Below are 18,420 nucleotides of genomic sequence, written 5' to 3'. Positions count from 1 at the left end.
CGGCACGGGCCCCGGCGAGCAGGATGGGCGAACGACTTATGTATGAGTCTTGATAACGTGGCACTGGACAGCATGTTTGAACGATTCTCGGATGGCTACTATCTTGGACGGTTGTACGTCGAACCAACGACCGCGGACTGCGCACAGATGTGTGCAACACAGCACGAGCGGGTGAACGAGCAGTTGTACGCCGAGGACGACCAGACAGACCGGCCGCTGGTTATGAAACTCGGGTCACACCACCTCGCCGTCCACGGCGACAAACGAGTTCCCGCGGACACACTCTCTGTGCCCGAGCCGGTGCTCGCAGAAACAGCTGTCCGGAACCCGCCGACGCTGCAAGAGGTGCTGCTAGCCGAGGCTGACCGAGCCACGCAGCTGCTTGGCCTGGGCGGTGTCTCCACCTGAGAGCGGGACAGTTTCTTGGGGTCGGCCATCCGATGGCTGGTATGGAAGTCATCAACGTCACAGCAGACGCGGAGGTGTTTACGAGCAACGCGTATCTCGCACTCGGCACAGAGCCGACACTGGTCGACGCCGGCGCAGTGGACGGAGTTGTCGACACGATTCGTGAGCATACCGATACGCTCGAACGAGTCGTCGTCACCCACCAACACTCGGACCACGTCGCAGAACTTGGCGCGGTCTGTTCGGCGTTCGACGTGGACTGTTATGCCTACGCCGACCACGCCGAACGAACCCACGAACTGACCGATGGGGACCACATCCAGATTGGTGACGAGAAGTGCGAAGTGGTCCACACGCCAGGACACGGCGACGACCACATTTCCTTCGTCGGCGAGAACTCACTGTTTTCCGGCGATGTCGTCGTTTACAACGACGGGGCGTTCGACGACGGGAGCTTTGGTCGAACAGATTATCCGGGCATGTCTCGCGAGCGTCTCATCGAGAGCATCCACGAGCTACTCGACCGGATGGGAGATATCGAGTCGATGTACGCTGGTCACGGCGATGTCTACACGGGAGACGTGCGGACTGTCGTAGAGCGAGCGCTGGACCGAGCGAAGCGTCGCGAGCCAAAGTACCCAGACGAATAAAAAAACTATCGCGGGAACACCGGAGGGGAGCGGTGTTCACGCCGACAGGTCTCGCTGTGTCTGGACATATTCGGGAGAGGGTGGGAACGACAAAGAGCGTCGCCACGCGGTGGCGTCCGAGGGGGAGTGACGCCGGTCGGTGACGACGATGTTCGATCCGGGTGGATGCACGGCCACCCAGCAGGGGCGACCGACAGCAGAGTCGAGCAAACGGAGCCTGAGCCGCCAACGGGACCGGATGAGGGATGAGTAAAACGGACAGGCTCCAGACGCCCGACACGCCGACGGGTCACGGGGGACGGGACCGAGTCGGCCGCTGTCTGTGCCCGAGTCCGCTGGGCCGTGTCCGCTATGGTAGCCGCTCCGGCGAGGGGGGAAACCGGAGCCGCCGAGTATGCGGACACTGACCAGACGGGTTCGGGTGGCATGCACTCAGTTCTTGAACTCCCCGGCATATATATTTGGTGCCTAACACCAGCAGATGGCAACAAGTGGTCTCGGGTGCAGTTGTCAGTGACGGCAGCGACAGCTACGGCGCTGTTGGTCGGTGGGCAAAACAGAGAGAAAACAACCTCAGGCGCTGCGGGTTTCGCGGGCTTTCGGGCGGAGATTGCCGTAGCCGCATTTTCGGCAGGACTCGCGTCGCTGTGGGTTTCGCGCGTTACACCGCATACAGATCTGTTTGCTGAAGATACGATCCTCTGCTTTCTCGAAACTGGCCATACTGACGCTCTGGTCCCGGAGTTGTTAACGGTTTCCTTCTCAGCGTCGCCACGAGTCGAATCGCTCAACTCGATGGCGACCAGAGCGACAGGCGTGTCCCGCCGTGAACTGTTCGGCTCGCTGTGTGTGCTGGTGTTTCTGGTCAACCTCGCGCGGGTGATCTTTGCACCGCTGTTGCAGCCAGTCGCTGCCGAATTTGGTGTCTCTGCCGCCGCGCTCGGGATCGTCACCAGCGCCGCGTGGCTCGGCAGTGCCGCCCCGCGAGCCCCGACCGGATTGCTGTTGACCCGATTCCAGCGCCATCACGTCATCGCCGCGACCGGCGGGTCGCTGGTGCTGACATCCGCATTCACTGCAATAGCTGGCTCGGTCGCGCACCTCACCCTCGGGGCCTTCCTGATGGGGCTGGCCAGTGGGAGTTACTTCATCGCGGCAAATCCCCTGGTGAGCGAACTCTTCCCCAGCCGTGTCGGAACGGCACTTGGCCTCCACGGCACTGCCAGCCAGATTGCCGCTGTCGCCGCACCGCTGGTGGTGAGTGCCGTCCTCATTGTTGGCTCCTGGCGGAGTGCCTTCGCGGCGATTGCAGTCGTCGCCGCCCTCGGAACAGCTGGACTGGTTGTCGCAGCCCGACGGACGACCCTGCCCGAGGCCGGCCTCGACGACAGAAGTCTCCTGACGGCTGGCCGGGCACAGTGGCCAATTATCCTCACTGGCATCGCGTTCATCGCCACGACGGGGTTTCTCTGGAACGCGCTGTTCAACCTCTACGGCGACTATCTGACCGTCGCGAAAGGCGTCGACCCGGCGACCGGTCGCCTGTTGCTGTCGGCCATGTTTGGCGCGGGCGTGCCTGCCTTCGTCGTCACTGGCTGGCTTGCCGACCGGGTGCCCTATGTCCCGCTGTTGTTGTCGATTGTCGGCAGTTTCACGCTGAGTGTCCTCCTGCTCACCGTTGTCGACGGACTGCTCGCGCTCGCGGCGACCAGCCTCTTGGTCGGCTACAGCATCCATTCGCTGTTTCCAGCGATGGACACGTACATGCTCGATTCGCTTCCCGACCAGCACCGTGCAAGTGCCTACGCTCTCTACTCAGCGGTGATGATGGTCGCGCAGGCGCTTGGGTCCGGCACTGTCGGAACTGCCGTCAGCCGTGGCGCAGCCTACACCCAGACGTTTCAGTCACTTGCCGCCGGGCTTGGCGGTGTCGTCATCGTCCTCGCAGTGTTGCACTGGCGGGGCTACCTTCCCGCGGGCGGACGCTGACCGGGAACCGGACGGCATTTATTCACTGGCTGGTCAGAGAGTGGTATGTGGCCGATTGGACACGCCTCCGCCGCCTATCTATTGTACGCGCTCTCGACGCGCTCCCGGCAGGACGAGTCACCGGGCCACGCTGCGACAGTCGTCGTTGGGTTTGCCGCGCTGGTACCTGATTTGATCGACAAACCGCTGGCGTGGTATCTCGGTGTCTTGCCGGGCGGGCGGACGCTCGCGCACTCGCTGTTTTTCCTCGTACCGCTGTCGGCGCTGGTCTACCTCGTCGCCCGCCGGAACGGTGTCGAGGAGTACGGCGTCGCCTTCAGTATCGGCGTTATCTCGCATACGCTGCTCGACGCGCTGCCGATTCTCTGGGACCCAGAGACCCCGTGGGAAGGGCTAGTCTGGCCGTTGCTCTCACCGGGCGGCGTCTCTGGTGAAGGCGCACCGACGGTGCTCGGCCTCTTGCGTGACTCACTCGGCGAGCCGTACTTTCTCACCGAGTTCGTGTTGCTCGCAGTCGCGCTGGCCGTCTGGCGGGCCGACGGCTACCCGGGGCTTGCACCGCTGCTTCGGCGGGTCAATCCAGCCTGATTACGCCCGGCCCCAGCGGGCGTACGCTCCATCATTTTCGTAGAGATACCACGCAGTACCGGCGTTGAGCGCGAGGCTTGGAAGTCCGACCGGCCCGGCAGCGACGAGCATGAACAGGCTGCCGACTGTGGCGCTGCCGGAGACGAACAGCCCCAGTTTGCGGCCCCACGCCCGGAACCGCCAGGTCCCGTAGCCGGCCAGCAGGTTCGTGAGTCCGAACCCGCCAAATGCCACAGCAATCACGAGGACAGCTGTCCCCGCTGGACCGAACACCGCCGAAACGCTACTCGCACTGTCGAACAACACAGCGCCAGCAGCGAGCATGACAACGCCTGTGGTTGCGAACAGCGCAGAGACGAGCCGAAAGCCCACCGAGGGCGACGAGGCGGCGGTCTGCGATGGAGTCTGTTGACGGGAGCGGTGCTGTGCGCTGGCCCCAGAACTGTTGTGCTGTGAGTGGTGGGTCTCTGATTGCTGCTGTCCATGTGTCCCGTTCGGTCGGTCGTGTCGACTCATACCGCGGGCTGGTCCCGTTTCCATAGATAAACCTCGGGACGAACGACACGGCTTTGTCGCCGCCCGAGCAACGACGAGTATGGACCTGACACAGCGACCCCGTCGCCTGCGGACCGACGGCATTCGCCCGCTCGTTCGGGAAACCGAACTCGCCGCGAGCGACTTGATCGCCCCGGTGTTCGTCGACGCAACGACAGACAGTCGCCAGCCCATCGAGTCGATGCCGGGCCACGAACGCGTCCCGGTGTCGGAGGCTGTTGCCCGCGTGGAGGAGATTCGCGAGACTGGCGTCGAGGCCATCATTCTCTTCGGCATTCCCGAGTCCAAAGACGAACGCGGCAGTCGGGCGTGGGCTGACGACGGCGTCGTTCAGGAAGCGACCCGCCGTATCACCAGCGAGACAGACGCTTACGTCATCACCGATGTCTGTCTCTGTGAGTACACCGACCACGGCCACTGCGGGGTGCTCGAAGACGGCGCGAGCGAGGACCCGACGGTCACCGTCGAGAACGACGAGACGCTGGACCTGCTCGAGCGAATCGCCGTCTCGCACGCCGAGGCGGGTGCGGATATGGTCGCCCCCTCCGGAATGATCGATGGAATGGTCGGGGCCATCCGCGGTGCACTCGACACCGAGGGCTTCGAACACGTCCCGATTATGAGCTACGCGGCGAAATACGAGTCTGCGTTCTACGGTCCGTTCCGCGACGCTGCCGACGGCGCGCCGGAATTCGGGAACCGCAGACACTACCAGATGGACCCCGCGAACGCCCGCGAAGCACGGACAGAAGTCATGCTGGATGTCGAACAGGGCGCCGACGTATTGATGATCAAGCCGGCACTGCCATATCTGGATGTGATCGCCGATATCCGTCGAGAGTTCGACCACCCGGTCGCGGCGTACAACGTCTCTGGGGAGTACGCGATGTTACACGCTGGCGCGGAGAAAGGTTGGCTCGACCTCGAAGCAACGGCCTACGAGTCGCTGCTGTCGATCAAACGCGCCGGTGCAGACCTCATTCTTACGTACTTCGCAGAGGATATCGCCGACCACCTATAGGCTGTGAGTCACTGAGAGAGGAACTGTGAGTGCGGCTGGCTACCGAAAACAGCTGTCTGTAAAAAGCGATTTCGACCGGTACTGCGCTCTGAAAGCGCTGGCGGTCGTGAGTTAGATGACGCGGTTCTGCAGGTAGTCGAGGTGTTTCGCGTTGTAGACGATCTGGACCTCGTCAGTTTCGGCCGACCCGATGCAGGTCAGGCGAACGTTTTTGTCTTCGACTTCCTCGTCGGAGAGGATCTGCTGCATGTCCATGTTGATTTCGCCATTGAGGACGATTGCGGCACAGTTCGCACAGGCCCCCGCGCGGCACGAGAACGGCCAGTCGTACCCCTGTGCTTCGGCTGCTTCGAGGATGTACTCGCCTTCGTTGACGTCGAGTTCACCGTAATCCTCGTCGTCGAGGCCGGCGTCTGCGGCCTTGTCGAACACGCTGTCGTCGTAAATGTCCCAGTCGTTGTCGTCGACAACTTCGTAGTTGAGGTATTCTACTGTTGGCATCATTCCACTATTTTGAGTCCATCCGGTTAGACTTTGCTGTTCCTAGGAATGTACCCGGAAAATCATTACGTTCCCGAAAAATAGGCGAAATCGGGCGCAATACTGGGCAAAACGCCGTCGAATCTGTCCGTTCGGCCGCTTCACACACGCTCGTTTCGAAATCCTCAAACACGGGAGCACCGAGGGGACAGGTATGGATCATCGTACGCGCCAACTGCTCGCGAGCGGAGCGGTTCTCGCCATCTTCTTTATTGTGCAACTCGGCGCGCTCGCACTCGTCGAACCGTTTCTCGAGGGGGGGTTACAGGGAACACAGGACACCAGCAATCCGGGGATTAGTATCGCCTATATCGCCGGCATCCTCGTCGCGACGGCCGCGATGCTCGGCATTATCAAGTACGGCGGGCAGAACGTGCTCCGACTTGTCATCATCTTCGCCGGTGTCTACGTCACGTTTTTCGTCTTCGACGCGCTCGTTCCCTCGCTCGGAACGGCAGGCGGGATTCCGGTACAGGATGTCCTCGTACTGGCAATCGCGCTCGGACTCGGCGCGGCGCTGTATCTCTACCCGGAGTGGTACGTCATCGACACTGCCGGGATTATCATGGGAATCGGTTCCGCAGGGCTGTTCGGTATCAACTTCGGGATTCTCCCCGCGCTCGTCTTGCTCGTCGTGCTCGCTGTCTACGACGCCATCTCGGTCTACGGCACCGAACATATGTTGACGCTGGCTTCCGGGATGATGGAGATGCGCGTGCCGGTGGTCTTCGTCGTCCCGCTGACGCGCTCGTATACCTTCTTGGAAGAGCCAACGCCGGACACGATGAAAGAGTCCAACGACAACCTGCCGACCGAGCCCGAGGAAATCGACGCGACTCTGCTCAACGAACTGGGGCCGGAGCGAGTGAGCGACCTCGACGACGAGACGCTCGCTGACGCCGACATCGACGCCGACGCGCTCGACGACGATGTCCGAGAGGAACTCGACGGCGGCGAGCGCGACGCGCTGTTTATCGGCCTCGGCGACGCGGTGATTCCGTCCGTGCTCGTCGCCAGCGCTGCCTTCTTCATCGACACTGGCCCGACAGTCTCGATACTCGGTATCAACGCCACGCTCCCGGCCGCAACCGCAATGGTCGGAACACTGCTCGGGCTCTCAGTGCTGTTGTGGCTCGTCCATAAGGGTCGGGCGCACGCCGGACTCCCGCTGCTTAACGGCGGCACCATCGCTGGCTATCTGATTGGCGCGTTGTTCAGCGGCCTCACACTGGCTGAGGCGCTCGGCCTCGAAAGCTTCCTCTAGCGGCCCGGGAACGCCTCGGTCGCAGAAGACATCTCGAGTTCGTGGCCGAGTCCGTCATCGACCGCTCGGTCGTACAGCAGTTTTGCCGCCGCGACAGTCTCGACGGCGGTGCCACCACTGTCGAACAGCGTAATCTCGTCGTCTGAGTCTCGGCCGGCAGCGTCGCCGACGACAACCTCGCCCAGTTCGGCGTGGATGTGACCCTCCTCGATAGCGCCGTCGTCCAGCGCCGTTCGGTACGCGCCAGCGTCGGTGTCGATTCGACCAGCCAAATCGAGGACGTACTTCGAGCGGGCGACCGTTGTCGGGTCGACTTCGTGGTTCGTCGGGTGATAGCTGCCCATCGCGGTGACGTGCGTGCCCGGCGAGAGGTCGTCACCGTCGAAGACCGGTTCGGGTGAGGTCGTTGCCGTGACCAGGATGTCTACATCCGAGACCGCCTGTTCGGTCGTGTCGACGGCTTCGACAGTCGCGTCGAGTTCGTCGTCCATCTCCGCAGCGAAGGTTTCCCGGTTTTCTGTCGTTGGCGAGAAGACACGGACGGAGTCGAGGTCTCGAACCGCGGCGGCCCCGTGGAGTTGGCCGCGGGCCTGCGTACCGCTGCCGATGATTCCAAGTTCTGTCGCGTCTTCTCTGGCGAGTTCGTCGATACCGACGGCTCCCGCCGCGCCGGTCTTCCAGGGGTTCATGCTCGCGCCGTCGAGAATCGCCAGCAGTTCACCGCTGCCGTACTCGAACAGTGGAAGGACAAACTGAGCGTCCTGTTGGCCGAAGCCGGCGGCGTAGGTGTATCCGCCCATCGCGCCAGTGTCGGGAAGGACGGCAAGATAGCCGGTCAGAAAGCCCGGCGGGTCGGCGTTGTTCAGTCGTGTCCGTGGTTCTGCCTGTGCCCCCTCACCGCGCTGTCGGTACCCTTCGCGCACGACACCGACATACTCCGCTGGTGTTGCCAACTGTGCGAGTTCCTCGCTCTGCAGGAACAGTGTCATACCTCTCTGTTCGGCGAGGCCGTATAAAAAGCCGTCCCGCAGCCACCACAACGAGCGCGTCCGGTTTTTCGTCTTGATAATCGGGTAGGAGAGCTTTAATATCGGTATGCGTTACGTTGCCATGGAAGGGCACGGTGACCCGTCCGACTAGCCATGAGCACCAACGCAACCGACGATACGGACGAAGCGACTGTCGACCAGGGCGAACAAGAACGGTACGCCGAGTTGAACATCGGCGACGAAGAGTACGTCGTGTACGACCGAGAGAATCATCAAGCCTGGATTCAGTCGACAGTAGCAGTCGCCGCCGAAGACATTCGGTAGGTCGGGAGCTATTTGCGTCGGTGTCCCCCACCCCTTTGTATGGAGTTCGAGTGCCTCGGTAGCGAGGCCGATGGACCGACGCTCAGACTCGACCACGAGCAGTTTGCTTACGCCGGTAAGTTCGTCATGTCACGTACTGGTAAGACAGCCGTCTGCGAGGACGGTGCCATGCTCGGAGCCGTCGCGTTCAGCGAGGATACCGCCGACCCGGAAACCGTCCACCTCCGGTACGTAACCGTCCGAGAAGACCGCCGCGGCGAGGGCATTGGCCCACAGTTGCTGCGGTTCACCGCCGAGCAACTCGACACGTACGAGCAGGTCGTAATTGCCGTCAACAATCCAATTGCCTACGAGGCCTGTTATCGCGCTGGCTTCGCGTACACGGGCGAGCAGACTGGCATCGCCGAACTACGGTTGCGTTACGCCCCCGACAACTGCGACGTGGAGCGGTATCGCGAGGGATTCGCCGTGTTTCGAGAGCGGGACTTGCCACCCGAGCAAGAGAGCATCTGTGAGCAGTACGGCGGTGAGTTGCCGTCGGTTGTCGATAGCCCAACTTAGACTGCCGACTCGAACAGTCGCGCACCACAGCCGTCACAGGAGACCGCTGCGACTTCGTGCGTACTACAGCAGGATTCGACGGTATCGGTTCCGAACTCGGGGGTTCCACCGCAGGCGGGACAGGAATCGATGAAGATGCGCAGACCACTCAGCAGTTGACTTCGCTCCCGGACCGACAGTGCCGCCCAGTTTGCGATGCGCTCGTCGAGGTTCTCGGCGGCGGCGACATCCGCAAGAAAGGCGGCTTCAGACTCCCAGCGACCGACGACGCTACCGTTGACACGGGCACGAAACGCTTCCCCGTGGTCCTGAAAATCGACCGAGCCAGTGTCGAGGCCGAGCACATCGAGCAGTCGCTCTCGGCCCGCGTTCGCCGACTCCAATCGGTCGATGTTGTCGTACCACTCGGCACGGAACTCGTCGTCGAGACAGAGGTCATCCTGGTTCTCACACGGTGTGAGCGCCCCAGCGCTGAGCAGTGCCGCCTCGGGGTCGAGGTCAGAGTCGATAGTCGTCCGCTCGGGCGCTTTCCCAAACCACGCGAGTACGCGCCGCGGGAGGTACTGTTTCGTCAACGCCGGCGTGCCCGGGACGAGATAGCCACGGAAGTAGATTGCTGCGACGGAGACGGCGAGAACGCCTGCCCCTGCAGCAACCCCCACGACCGGTTCGGCGAGCAGCCACCCCACCGCTGCACTTGCGCCGGCGAGGGCAACGGCGATAATCGCGTTTACGACGGTACACGGCAAACACCGGTTCTCTCCGGTGTATTCGGGCTGGCGAAGCCGGTCGAGACCTCCCCCTGTGGCAGTCATTGACTGTCGATGGGTTCACTGCGCTGAAAAAAGGTCTGGTTGTGCTGAGGAGTGGCACCGTGAGTTCACCTCCTTCTCAGCACCGGAGAGAGACACGAAAGCAGGACGAGCCGAATTCGTACCGAAGATGTTCTGCCGAAAATCGGAGTTTACTTATAAACTACCCCGGGTATCTGCCACCCAGTTCCATCCGGGTCCGGTCACTACGTATAGATGTGAACAGCAATGTCCCCAGAACACGACACCACAGCCACTAGCACTACGCGACGAACATTCACGACTGTCGCCGGCGGCGGGGCCGCGCTCGCACTCGCGGGCTGTCTCGACTCCTCCGTTGACGATGGGTCCAACGAGCCAATGCCAGCAAACAACAATCAGACGGACGACGAGGGACCGGGCGAAGCAAAGGCGGTCGATACCGACCGAATCGCAGCAGACCCGACTGACCTCCCGGACCCGGTCGACTGGAACGAACCCCGGCACCACGAGGTGGAGATGACGACCACCGAGGAGACTGCCGAGATCGAACCCGGCGTCACCTTCGACTACATGACCTTCGACGGCCGCATTCCGGGTCCGATGGTTCGTGTCCGCCAGGGCGACACGGTCAAAGTCACCCTGACCAACGAAGAGTCGAACTCGATGCCGCACAACATCGACTTCCACGCGGTGTACGGCCCCGGCGGCGGGGCGGAAGCCTCGACGGTCAATCCTGGCGAGACGGCGGAGTTCCAGTTCAAGGCGATGTACCCCGGTGTCCACGTCTACCACTGTGCAGTGCCGAACTTGGACTACCACATCAGTGCGGGGATGTTCGGCGCAATCCTCGTCGAACCCAAGGAGGGGCTGCCAGAAGTCGACCGCGAACTCTACTTCGGCCAGCACGAGATCTACACCAACGCCGACGCTGGCGAGGAAGGTCATCACAGCTTCGACTTCGGAGCGATGAAAGACGAGGACCCGACCTACGTCTGTCTCAACGGCGAGGCCTACGCCATTACCGGCGACGGCTACGGAGCGGTCGAGGTTGACAAAGGTGAGCGGGTCCGGATCTTCCACGCGAACGGCGGACCGAACCTCATCAGTTCGTGGCACGGCATCGGAAACGTCTGGGAGACGTTCTACCGCGACGGCGCGGTCGCCTCCGAGCCGGACCACTACGTCGAAACTGCGCCGGTCGTTCCGGGTAGTGTCGCAATCGCGGAAATCGACACGCCGGTGCCGGGGCCGATCAAACTGGTCGACCACGCGCTCAGCCGAGTCGCACGCAAAGGCCTGCTCGGGATCATCAACGTTAACGGCGAGCCAGAACCTGACATCTTCGACCCCGAACCCGCCTGATAGCTGGGCGAACGGTCCTGTTTTTCGTTTCTGCGTTTCTCACTGCAACTGCTCGAACTCGTCGAGATACTGGCCGTAGACGTCGATGGCCTGCTCGATTGGGTCGGGCGAAGTCATGTCGACGCCAGCCTCGGAGAGCAGTTCGAGTGGGTAGCCGTGTGAGCCGCTTCGCAGGAACTCTCGGTACCGCTGGGCAGCGGGTTCGCGCTCTTCTCGGATGGCTTCGACCAGCGAGACGGCCGCACAGATACCCGTCGAGTACTGGTAGACGTAGAAGGCGCGATAGAAGTGCGGAATGCGCATCCACTCACGGACGATGTGGTCGTCGATGACGCCGGGTTCGTAGTAGTCTCCCTTGAGTTCGCCGTACAGTTGGTCGAGGCGGTCGGCCGTCAGCGGTTCGCCCTCGGCTGAGAGTTCGTGGGCGCGCTGCTCGAACTCTGCGAACATCGTCTGGCGGAACAGCGTCGAGCGGAACCGTTCGAGATACTGGTTGAGGACGTGGCGACGCAGGCGCTCGTCCTCGACGGTGTCGAGCAGGTGGTGTGTGAGCAGCGTCTCGTTGACCGTCGAGGCAATCTCCGCGATGAAGATTGTGTAGTCGGCGTAGACGTACGGCTGGGTTTCGCTGGCGAGTTCCGAATGCATCGAGTGACCGAGTTCGTGCGCCAGCGTGTACATCGAGGAGACGTCGTCCTGGTAGTTCATCAGGATGTACGGCTGGGAGTCGTAGGTCCCACCACTGTACGCACCCGACTGCTTGCCAGCGGTCTCGTAGACGTCGACCCACCGCGAGTCGAGGCCCTCGGCAAGTCTGGACTGGTACTCCTCGCCCAGTGGAGCCATCGCGTCGGTGACGTACTCGCAGGCCTGTTCGTAGGGAATGTCCGGGCTCTCGCCCTCGGTAATCGGGATGTACAGGTCCCACATCTGGAGTTCGTCGCCGCCCGCTGCCTCGCGTTTCAGGTCGGCGTGGCGGTGCAGTTGGTCGAGATTCTCTCGGACTGTATCCACGAGCGTATCGTACACCTCAACCGGGACATTTGGACCGTCCAGCGCGGCCTCGCGGGCCGTCTCGTAGTTGCGGGCTTCGGCGAGTTTCTCGTTTTTCTTGACGCTGTTGCGGTAGGCGGTGCCGACGGTGTTGCGGACGGACTCCCACTCGTCGTAGAACTCCTCGTAGACTTCCTGTCGGAACTCGCGGTTCGGGTGTTCCTGCAGCGTCGTGAAGTTGTTGAGCGTGATTTCGGTCGCCTCGCCGTCGGGTTTCTCGACCACCGGGAACTCCATGTCGGCGTTGGCGAGCATGTTGTACACCTCGCCGGACGCGCCGGTAATCTCGCCGAGTTCCGCCAGCAGATTTTCGACCTCTGCCGAGCGGGTGTGCGGTTTCATCCGGAGGATGTCGTCGAGGAAGTGCTCGTACTCCGCGAGGTCTGGTTCTTCGTCGACCATCCCCTCGATATCTTCGCTGTCCAGCGCCTGAATCTCCGGTTCGATGAAACTGGTCGCGCTGTCGGCCTCGGAATAGAGTGATTGCGCCCGCGTCGCCATCGCCTGTCGGTCGCCATCTCTGGTGTCCTCGTCCTTGCGCATCCGGGCGTAGGCGGTCACGTTGGCGACCGTCCGCATCACGTCCTCGTAGTTCTCGAACAGCGACAGCAGTGTGCTGGCGTCCTCGGTGGCCTGTCCCTCGAAGGCACGAAGTTCGTCCAGTCGACTCTCGACGGTCTCGTAGGCGTCTTCCCACTGGTCGTCGGTGTCGAACAACGATTCAAGGTCCCACTTGTACTCTGTCTCGACATCGTCTCGCTCGGGTACGGAACTCATTGGCCGACCTACGACCGGGCCTCACCTAAACGTGCTGTCGCCGGCAGGGTGGTTATATGACTGTGAGAAATGTTGAGCGAGCACCAGAAACGACACCGAACCACGACTTTTCCCCGGCGGAACAAATGCTGGGAGGAAGACACAGACGCCCTCGGCCCGCTCGCGGGTCACGCTGACCGAGATATTCTCGCTTCGCTCGAATAGTGCCCGCTCAGCGACCGCGAAGAGGGCCTCGCCCGTCATCCGCCAGGTTGTGGTCGGTTGAGCGGCAGAAACTATCTGGGTTGGTCGAACGCCATCGAAGCCGAGATATTAGAGCCGTCGGGACACAAAGTGAGAGACATGCGCGCAGCCATCCTCCGCGAGTACGGCCAGCCACTCGATATCGTCGACCGGGAGCCTCCCGAACCGGACCCCGACGGCGCGGTCGTCTCGGTCGAGGCCTGTGGGCTCTGTCGCAGCGACTACCACGCCTGGCAGGGCCACGGCGAGTGGAACGACGACAAAGTGCCACGTGGACAACTGCTTGGCCACGAACCCGCCGGCGAGGTGGTCGCCGTCGGGGAGGAAGTCCACCGCGTCGCGGTCGGCGACGATGTCGTGGTCCCGTTCTCGCTGGGCGACGGTACCTGCCAGCACTGCCGGACCGGCCACGGCAACGTCTGTCCCGACGGACTGGCGCTCGGGTTCGAGTCGGCAGCCCCCGGCGCATTCGCCGAGCGGGTGGCCGTCCCGGCGGCGGATTACAACCTCGTCGACCGACCGCCCGAACTGTCGGCGCGGGACGCCGCGGTGCTTGGCTGTCGCTATATGACTGCCTACCACGCCCTCGTCGAGCGCGCAGCGTTGGACGGCGGCGACTGGCTGGCAGTCCACGGCTGCGGCGGGGTGGGACTCTCGGCGGTGCAGTTGGGTCGCGCACTCGGAGCGCGAGTTATCGCTGTCGACCCGAAACCGGGGGCCCGCGAGCGCGCAGCGAACCTCGGCGCAACCGAGACTCTCGACCCGGCGGCTGTCGACCCAGTCGAGCGAATCCGTGACCGAACCGGCGGCGCAGATGTCTCCGTCGACGCGCTGGGAGTGAGCGAGACCTGCCAGAACTCGATTCGCTCGCTCCGAGAGCGAGGAACACACGCCCAGATTGGGCTGACGACCGAAGCCGAGCGTGGAGAAATCTCGCTGCCGACAGACTGGATGACACGCTGGGAGATTACCTTCGTCGGCGCGCGCGGGATGTCGCCCACCAGCTACACGGAGCTGTTCGAGTTGCTCGCGGCCAGCGATGTCGACCCCGGGGAACTCGTTGCCCGCGAACTTGCACTCGAAGACGTCTCCGACCGACTCGCCGCGATGGGAGCCTACGAGACGACCGGCGTCGAAGTCGTGACAGAGTTGTAGGCTGCCGGCGGCGAAACTGGTTTTCCTCGCGGGCTGGCAGTATACGTATGCGCGCAGCAGTGTTCGACGGTCCAGGCGAGATTAGCATCGACGACGTACCAACACCCGAAGTCGAGGGACCGAAAGAGGCCGTCGTTCGGGTGACCCACACGGCAGTCTGTGGCTCTGACCTGTGGTTTTACCGTGGCCTGAGCGAACGCGAAGTGGGGTCACGAGTCGGTCACGAACCGATGGGAATCGTCGAAGAGGTCGGCGAAGACGTGCGTTCGGTCGAACCCGGCGACCGCGTGTTCGCTCCCTTCGTCATCAGCTGTGGCCGCTGTGAGTTCTGCCGGAAAGGACTGCACACCTCCTGTGTCAACGGTGACTCCTGGGGCGGCGCCCAGGCCGAGTACGTCCACGCCAGCGAAGCCGACGGCACGCTCGTCAAGGTGCCAGACCGCCACGCGAACGACGAGCAGACGCTGGAATCGCTGCTCCCACTGACCGACGTGATGGGGACCGGCCACCACGCCGCCGTCAGCGCGGAGGTGAGCGAAGGCGACACCTGCGTCGTCATCGGCGACGGTGCCGTCGGCCTGTGTGGCGTGCTCGCAGCGCGGCGGCTGGGTGCCGAGCGCATTATCGCAATGGGTCACCACGACGACCGTCTCGAACTCGCCGAGGAGTTCGGCGCGACCGAGACCGTTTCCGAACGCGGCGAGGCCGCCGTCGAACGCGCCACCGAACTCACCTACGGCGGGTCGACACACGTCATGGAGTGTGTCGGCGCGGCGTCGGCGATGGAAACTGCGATCGATGTCTGTCGACCGGGCGGAACCGTCGGCTACGTCGGTGTCCCCCACGGCGTCGACGAGGAAGGGCTGGAGGTTGCCTCGCTGTTCTCGGACAACATCACGCTGCAGGGCGGTATTGCACCGGTCCGAGCCTACGCTGATGAACTGATGGCCGATGTGCTCGGCGGCACGCTCGATCCCTCGCCAATCTTCACGAAGACAGTCGATCTCGATGGTGTGCCCGACGGATACGAGGCGATGGACAATCGCGACGCAATCAAGACGCTGGTGCGGATTTAGAGTCTGACTCGATTAGGTGGTTGGTGTTTTGTTGAACCAGAAAGCCCCCTCGCGCTCGACCGGTTGCGACTCGCTGCGCGCCGTGGGTGCTTGCTTCGTCTCACCGGACCGAGCGCTCGGCCCCTTTCATTCCCGCCCACGGTAGCCTGTGACACAAGCTACAGGGTGGGACTGAAAGGGGCCGCCTGTTCGAGGAAGGCGGGCGACGTAAGCACCTACTGGAGCGCAACGAGCGTCACGCGAACGAAGTGAGTGTGACCTCGACAGACGAGCGTAGCGAGTCTGTCGGTGCCCCCGACTCGAACAGGCGGGGGCTTTCTGGTTGGTTGCGGTTCAAGAGCCACCCGGGCTTCCCGAGACTACTCCGACACAGAAAACGGACTCGGCCCCTCGGTCCAGTTCCAGCCTGGCAGCCGAGTCTGAAAGCCAGCGGCCAGCGCTGCGTCGAGGTCGTCTGCTCCGGCGTCTCCCTCGTGAACGTGGACATCTGCGTAGTGAAACGTGGCTTCGCCGAGTAACCGCAACGGCTGCGTCCCCGCCAACATCCCCGCGAGTTCGCGCCCGAGCAGTTCGTCGACGATGAAGCCCGGATAGTCGCCGTCTACGTCGAGGTTTCGGAGTAATCGGACGAGCGAGGCGACGTTGACCGCGAGGTCGCCGTCGGCGAAGACGGTCTCGACGGCGTCGTTGTACTGCTGGTCTGTCACCGGGTCGACAGTCGTCTCGAATAGGTCGGCGAGGTCTTCGCGCACCTCGTTGATCAGTGGAACGGTCCGGTCGCCTCGCGAGCGCACCCACTCGTATTCCTCGGCCACAACAGCCGGTGTGACGTGCATATTGCCACTGCGGTCGCCGCGAGTATCAGTCTTGACCGTCGAGACACGGCGAGCCCGCGCAACCGGCCGGAGCTGTCGGTTGCGAAGGTTTTTATACAGAGCGTCGTCAAGACTGAGTTACCGAACGGTTTTCCGGGCGCGTGTCCGGAGATACCTTGCAATTCGACAATGTCTGGTCCAATTATCGACAGCGAACAGTCCACACGCGAACGCGTGTGTCCCGTGTATTTTGAGCTATGAGTACAGTAGAGCAACAACTCGAAGACATAGAAGCGACGATCGAACAGGAAGTACCCTCCGACGTGGAGATCACGGAGGTCAGATACGAAGGCCCCGAACTGGTTGTCTACACGCGTGACCCAAAACGGTTCGCCAGCGACGGCGACCTCGTCCGGCAACTCGCCTCGAAACTCCGCAAACGAATTACGGTCCGGCCCGACCCGGCCGTCCTCTCGAAACCTGACGACGCCCGCGAGCAGGTGCTTGAGGTTATCCCCGACGAGGCCGGCGTGTCAGACCTCGATTTCCACGTCGACACCGGGGAAGTCGTTATCGAGGCCCAGAAGCCAGGAATGGTCATCGGCCGCCACGGCGCGACGCTCCGAGAGATTACCCAGGAAACCGGCTGGACACCCGAAGTTGTCCGGACGCCGCCTATCGAATCTTCGACGGTCAAGAACGTCCGAAACTTCCTGAAACAGGAGCGCGACGACCGCCGCGATATTCTCGAACGGATTGGCCGACAGATTCACCGTGAAGAGATGTCCGACGACGAGTGGGTGCGCATCACGACGCTGGGTTGCTGTCGAGAAGTTGGCCGGGCCGCATTTATTCTCTCGACGCCGGAAACCCGCGTGCTGATCGACTGCGGTGACAAGCCGGGTGCCGAGGACGAGGTACCGTACCTGCAGGTACCCGAAGCACTTGGCTCTGGAGCGAGTTCGCTGGACGCAGTTGTGCTAACCCACGCCCACCTCGACCACTCCGCGCTGATTCCGCTGCTGTTCAAATACGGCTACGACGGCCCAATTTACACGACGGAACCAACGCGGGACCTGATGGGGCTGCTGACGCTGGATTATCTCGACGTGGCCGCCAAGGAAGGCCGCGCACCGCCGTACGAGTCCGAGATGGTTCGAGAAGCGATCAAACACACCATCCCGCTCGAATACGGCGATGTGACCGACATTTCGCCAGATATCAAACTCACACTGCACAATGCGGGCCACATTCTCGGCTCTGCAGTCTCGCACTTCCACATTGGCGATGGACTGTACAACGTTGCGTTCTCTGGGGACATTCACTACGACGACACTCGCCTGTTCAACGGCGCTGTCAACGACTTCCCACGCGTCGAAACGCTCGTCTTGGAGTCGACCTACGGTGGTCGTAACGACTACCAAACCGACCAGCAGGATTCCGAGCGAAAGCTAAAGCACACGATCAAGAACACGCTGGACCGAGACGGCAAGGTACTCATTCCGGCCTTCGCAGTCGGCCGGTCACAGGAGATTATGCTCGTGCTCGAAGAAGCAATGCGCGAGGGAGACATCCCGGAAGTTCCAGTCCACCTCGACGGGATGATCTGGGAGGCAACAGCGATTCACACCACCTATCCCGAGTATCTCCGTGACGACCTCCGCGAGCGGATTTTCCACGACGACGCCAACCCGTTCCTCTCCGAGCAGTTCAACCACATCGACGGCGGCGAGGAAGAGCGACAGGATGTCGCAGACGAGGGTCCATCGATCATCATCTCGACGTCGGGGATGCTCGAAGGCGGCCCAATTATGTCCTGGCTGGAACACCTCGGCCCGGACCCGGACTCGACGCTCACCTTCGTTGGCTACCAGGCACAGGGAACGCTCGGTCGGCGTATCCAGAACGGCTGGGACGAGATTCCAATCGACAACGGTGGCCGCGGCCGCGAGACGCTGACGCTGAAGATGGATACTGAGGTCGTCGACGGCTTCTCTGGTCACGCTGACCGACAGGGCTTGGAGAACTTCGTTCGGACGATGAACCCCCGTCCCGAGAAGGTGCTCTGTGTCCACGGCGACGAATCCTCCACACAGGAGTTCTCCTCGGCGCTGTACCACGAGTTCAATATGCGCACGTTCGCGCCGAAAAACCTCGAAACGTTCCGCTTCGTCTGATTACTCGGCGACCGGCAGCGCGAGGATGAGGCGTGTCCCACCGAGGTCTCTTGCCCGGTCAGTTCTGCAATATCCTCAC

General features: G+C 62.5%; 20 protein-coding genes. 12 read left to right on the top strand and 8 right to left on the bottom strand.

The features are described 5' to 3' along the window. The first annotated feature begins 72 nt into the window (after positions 1 to 72). On the top strand, positions 73 to 408 hold the full coding sequence (locus tag ACMGFM_RS14230; protein WP_436903338.1) for a DUF5802 family protein: 336 nt from the start codon (positions 73 to 75) through the stop codon (positions 406 to 408). Between the two features lie 41 nt (positions 409 to 449). Continuing rightward, a complete protein-coding gene (locus ACMGFM_RS14225) occupies positions 450 to 1,058 on the top strand; it encodes an MBL fold metallo-hydrolase (RefSeq protein ID WP_436903319.1) in 609 nt (202 codons plus the stop codon). A 573-nt stretch (positions 1,059 to 1,631) separates the two neighbouring features. Here ACMGFM_RS14225 and ACMGFM_RS14220 read toward each other — a convergent pair. Beyond that, positions 1,632 to 1,781 (bottom strand): 50S ribosomal protein L40e, encoded by a 150-nt coding sequence (locus tag ACMGFM_RS14220; protein WP_299272448.1) that lies wholly within the window; start codon positions 1,779 to 1,781, stop codon positions 1,632 to 1,634. 93 nt (positions 1,782 to 1,874) lie between these two features. Here ACMGFM_RS14220 and ACMGFM_RS14215 point away from each other — a divergent pair, with 93 nt between their 5' ends. Together ACMGFM_RS14215 and ACMGFM_RS14210 are read left to right on the top strand one after the other, a co-directional pair. Then, complete coding sequence (locus ACMGFM_RS14215) at positions 1,875 to 3,047, top strand: MFS transporter (RefSeq protein WP_436903318.1); 1,173 nt, start codon at positions 1,875 to 1,877, stop codon at positions 3,045 to 3,047. A 45-nt stretch (positions 3,048 to 3,092) separates the two neighbouring features. Next, entirely contained in the window at positions 3,093 to 3,635 is a 543-nt protein-coding gene (locus ACMGFM_RS14210) for a metal-dependent hydrolase (protein ID WP_436903317.1), read from the top strand. Here ACMGFM_RS14210 and ACMGFM_RS14205 read toward each other — a convergent pair whose 3' ends face one another. Next, positions 3,636 to 4,151: a hypothetical protein gene (locus tag ACMGFM_RS14205; RefSeq protein WP_436903316.1), complete on the bottom strand. Its 516-nt coding sequence runs from the start codon at positions 4,149 to 4,151 to the stop codon at positions 3,636 to 3,638. It abuts the gene before it with no gap. Between the two features lie 79 nt (positions 4,152 to 4,230). On the opposite strand from ACMGFM_RS14205, the gene hemB reads away from it, so the two are divergent. Beyond that, entirely contained in the window at positions 4,231 to 5,211 is a 981-nt protein-coding gene (hemB, locus tag ACMGFM_RS14200; protein WP_436903315.1) for a porphobilinogen synthase, read from the top strand. A gap of 111 nt (positions 5,212 to 5,322) precedes the next feature. Here hemB and fer read toward each other — a convergent pair whose 3' ends face one another. Further along, positions 5,323 to 5,712, bottom strand: a complete 390-nt coding sequence (fer, locus tag ACMGFM_RS14195; protein ID WP_436903314.1) for a ferredoxin Fer — start codon at positions 5,710 to 5,712, stop codon at positions 5,323 to 5,325. Positions 5,713 to 5,905: 193 nt separating this feature from the next. Here fer and ACMGFM_RS14190 point away from each other — a divergent pair, with 193 nt between their 5' ends. Continuing rightward, positions 5,906 to 7,015 carry a presenilin family intramembrane aspartyl protease PSH gene (locus tag ACMGFM_RS14190; protein WP_436903313.1) on the top strand — a complete coding sequence of 370 codons (1,110 nt, stop codon included), beginning with the start codon at positions 5,906 to 5,908 and terminating at the stop codon, positions 7,013 to 7,015. Here ACMGFM_RS14190 and ACMGFM_RS14185 read toward each other — a convergent pair. Further along, positions 7,012 to 8,004 (bottom strand): ornithine cyclodeaminase family protein, encoded by a 993-nt coding sequence (locus ACMGFM_RS14185; RefSeq protein ID WP_436903312.1) that lies wholly within the window; start codon positions 8,002 to 8,004, stop codon positions 7,012 to 7,014. The two genes, ACMGFM_RS14190 and ACMGFM_RS14185, sit on opposite strands and share 4 nt — an antisense overlap. 153 nt (positions 8,005 to 8,157) lie before the next feature. On the opposite strand from ACMGFM_RS14185, the gene ACMGFM_RS14180 reads away from it, so the two are divergent. Then, positions 8,158 to 8,328, top strand: a complete 171-nt coding sequence (locus tag ACMGFM_RS14180) for a DUF7331 family protein (protein WP_436903311.1) — start codon at positions 8,158 to 8,160, stop codon at positions 8,326 to 8,328. A 39-nt stretch (positions 8,329 to 8,367) separates the two neighbouring features. Next, positions 8,368 to 8,889, top strand: a complete 522-nt coding sequence (locus ACMGFM_RS14175) for a GNAT family N-acetyltransferase (RefSeq protein ID WP_436903310.1) — start codon at positions 8,368 to 8,370, stop codon at positions 8,887 to 8,889. Here the strand turns inward: ACMGFM_RS14175 and ACMGFM_RS14170 are convergent. Continuing rightward, positions 8,886 to 9,704: a DUF8054 domain-containing protein gene (locus tag ACMGFM_RS14170; protein WP_436903309.1), complete on the bottom strand. Its 819-nt coding sequence runs from the start codon at positions 9,702 to 9,704 to the stop codon at positions 8,886 to 8,888. The genes ACMGFM_RS14175 and ACMGFM_RS14170 overlap by 4 nt on opposite strands. Before the next feature lie 225 nt (positions 9,705 to 9,929). Between ACMGFM_RS14170 and nirK the strand changes: the two genes are divergently transcribed. Next, positions 9,930 to 11,045 carry a copper-containing nitrite reductase gene (gene nirK, locus ACMGFM_RS14165; protein ID WP_436903308.1) on the top strand — a complete coding sequence of 372 codons (1,116 nt, stop codon included), beginning with the start codon at positions 9,930 to 9,932 and terminating at the stop codon, positions 11,043 to 11,045. A gap of 39 nt (positions 11,046 to 11,084) precedes the next feature. Here the strand turns inward: nirK and pepF are convergent, their stop codons facing one another. Next, on the bottom strand, positions 11,085 to 12,875 hold the full coding sequence (pepF, locus tag ACMGFM_RS14160) for an oligoendopeptidase F (protein ID WP_436903307.1): 1,791 nt from the start codon (positions 12,873 to 12,875) through the stop codon (positions 11,085 to 11,087). A 21-nt stretch (positions 12,876 to 12,896) separates the two neighbouring features. After that, complete coding sequence (locus tag ACMGFM_RS14155; RefSeq protein WP_436903306.1) at positions 12,897 to 13,118, bottom strand: hypothetical protein; 222 nt, start codon at positions 13,116 to 13,118, stop codon at positions 12,897 to 12,899. A gap of 99 nt (positions 13,119 to 13,217) precedes the next feature. Here ACMGFM_RS14155 and ACMGFM_RS14150 point away from each other — a divergent pair, with 99 nt between their 5' ends. Both ACMGFM_RS14150 and ACMGFM_RS14145 read left to right on the top strand, forming a co-directional pair. Further along, entirely contained in the window at positions 13,218 to 14,273 is a 1,056-nt protein-coding gene (locus ACMGFM_RS14150) for a zinc-binding dehydrogenase (protein ID WP_436903305.1), read from the top strand. A gap of 47 nt (positions 14,274 to 14,320) precedes the next feature. Then, positions 14,321 to 15,349 (top strand): zinc-dependent alcohol dehydrogenase family protein, encoded by a 1,029-nt coding sequence (locus tag ACMGFM_RS14145; protein WP_436903304.1) that lies wholly within the window; start codon positions 14,321 to 14,323, stop codon positions 15,347 to 15,349. 359 nt (positions 15,350 to 15,708) lie between these two features. Here ACMGFM_RS14145 and ACMGFM_RS14140 read toward each other — a convergent pair whose 3' ends face one another. Then, entirely contained in the window at positions 15,709 to 16,185 is a 477-nt protein-coding gene (locus tag ACMGFM_RS14140) for a DUF7984 family protein (RefSeq protein ID WP_436903303.1), read from the bottom strand. A gap of 236 nt (positions 16,186 to 16,421) precedes the next feature. On the opposite strand from ACMGFM_RS14140, the gene ACMGFM_RS14135 reads away from it, so the two are divergent. Then, positions 16,422 to 18,341 (top strand): beta-CASP ribonuclease aCPSF1, encoded by a 1,920-nt coding sequence (locus tag ACMGFM_RS14135; protein WP_436903302.1) that lies wholly within the window; start codon positions 16,422 to 16,424, stop codon positions 18,339 to 18,341. Positions 18,342 to 18,420: the final 79 nt, after the last annotated feature.

Origin of the sequence: Halovenus halobia, assembly GCF_051414135.1 — an archaeon.
Taxonomy (GTDB): Archaea; Halobacteriota; Halobacteria; order Halobacteriales; family Haloarculaceae; genus Halovenus; species Halovenus halobia.
Note: the sequence above shows the minus strand (reverse complement) of the source record. Positions and strands in the feature narration are given on the sequence as shown.

What these genes read in the sequence shown, in the direction of transcription:
- ACMGFM_RS14210 (WP_436903317.1), top strand. Translation starts at nt 3,093, where the DNA reads ATGTGGCCGATTGGACACGCCTCCGCCGCCTATCTATTGTACGCGCTC.
- ACMGFM_RS14230 (WP_436903338.1), top strand. Translation starts at nt 73, where the DNA reads ATGTTTGAACGATTCTCGGATGGCTACTATCTTGGACGGTTGTACGTC.
- fer (WP_436903314.1), bottom strand. Translation starts at nt 5,712, where the DNA reads ATGCCAACAGTAGAATACCTCAACTACGAAGTTGTCGACGACAACGAC.
- hemB (WP_436903315.1), top strand. Translation starts at nt 4,231, where the DNA reads ATGGACCTGACACAGCGACCCCGTCGCCTGCGGACCGACGGCATTCGC.
- ACMGFM_RS14175 (WP_436903310.1), top strand. Translation starts at nt 8,368, where the DNA reads ATGGAGTTCGAGTGCCTCGGTAGCGAGGCCGATGGACCGACGCTCAGA.
- ACMGFM_RS14135 (WP_436903302.1), top strand. Translation starts at nt 16,422, where the DNA reads ATGAGTACAGTAGAGCAACAACTCGAAGACATAGAAGCGACGATCGAA.
- ACMGFM_RS14180 (WP_436903311.1), top strand. Translation starts at nt 8,158, where the DNA reads ATGAGCACCAACGCAACCGACGATACGGACGAAGCGACTGTCGACCAG.
- nirK (WP_436903308.1), top strand. Translation starts at nt 9,930, where the DNA reads ATGTCCCCAGAACACGACACCACAGCCACTAGCACTACGCGACGAACA.
- ACMGFM_RS14225 (WP_436903319.1), top strand. Translation starts at nt 450, where the DNA reads ATGGAAGTCATCAACGTCACAGCAGACGCGGAGGTGTTTACGAGCAAC.
- ACMGFM_RS14185 (WP_436903312.1), bottom strand. Translation starts at nt 8,004, where the DNA reads ATGACACTGTTCCTGCAGAGCGAGGAACTCGCACAGTTGGCAACACCA.
- ACMGFM_RS14150 (WP_436903305.1), top strand. Translation starts at nt 13,218, where the DNA reads ATGCGCGCAGCCATCCTCCGCGAGTACGGCCAGCCACTCGATATCGTC.
- ACMGFM_RS14190 (WP_436903313.1), top strand. Translation starts at nt 5,906, where the DNA reads ATGGATCATCGTACGCGCCAACTGCTCGCGAGCGGAGCGGTTCTCGCC.
- ACMGFM_RS14145 (WP_436903304.1), top strand. Translation starts at nt 14,321, where the DNA reads ATGCGCGCAGCAGTGTTCGACGGTCCAGGCGAGATTAGCATCGACGAC.
- ACMGFM_RS14155 (WP_436903306.1), bottom strand. Translation starts at nt 13,118, where the DNA reads ATGACGGGCGAGGCCCTCTTCGCGGTCGCTGAGCGGGCACTATTCGAG.
- ACMGFM_RS14140 (WP_436903303.1), bottom strand. Translation starts at nt 16,185, where the DNA reads ATGCACGTCACACCGGCTGTTGTGGCCGAGGAATACGAGTGGGTGCGC.
- ACMGFM_RS14205 (WP_436903316.1), bottom strand. Translation starts at nt 4,151, where the DNA reads ATGAGTCGACACGACCGACCGAACGGGACACATGGACAGCAGCAATCA.
- ACMGFM_RS14220 (WP_299272448.1), bottom strand. Translation starts at nt 1,781, where the DNA reads ATGGCCAGTTTCGAGAAAGCAGAGGATCGTATCTTCAGCAAACAGATC.
- ACMGFM_RS14170 (WP_436903309.1), bottom strand. Translation starts at nt 9,704, where the DNA reads ATGACTGCCACAGGGGGAGGTCTCGACCGGCTTCGCCAGCCCGAATAC.
- pepF (WP_436903307.1), bottom strand. Translation starts at nt 12,875, where the DNA reads ATGAGTTCCGTACCCGAGCGAGACGATGTCGAGACAGAGTACAAGTGG.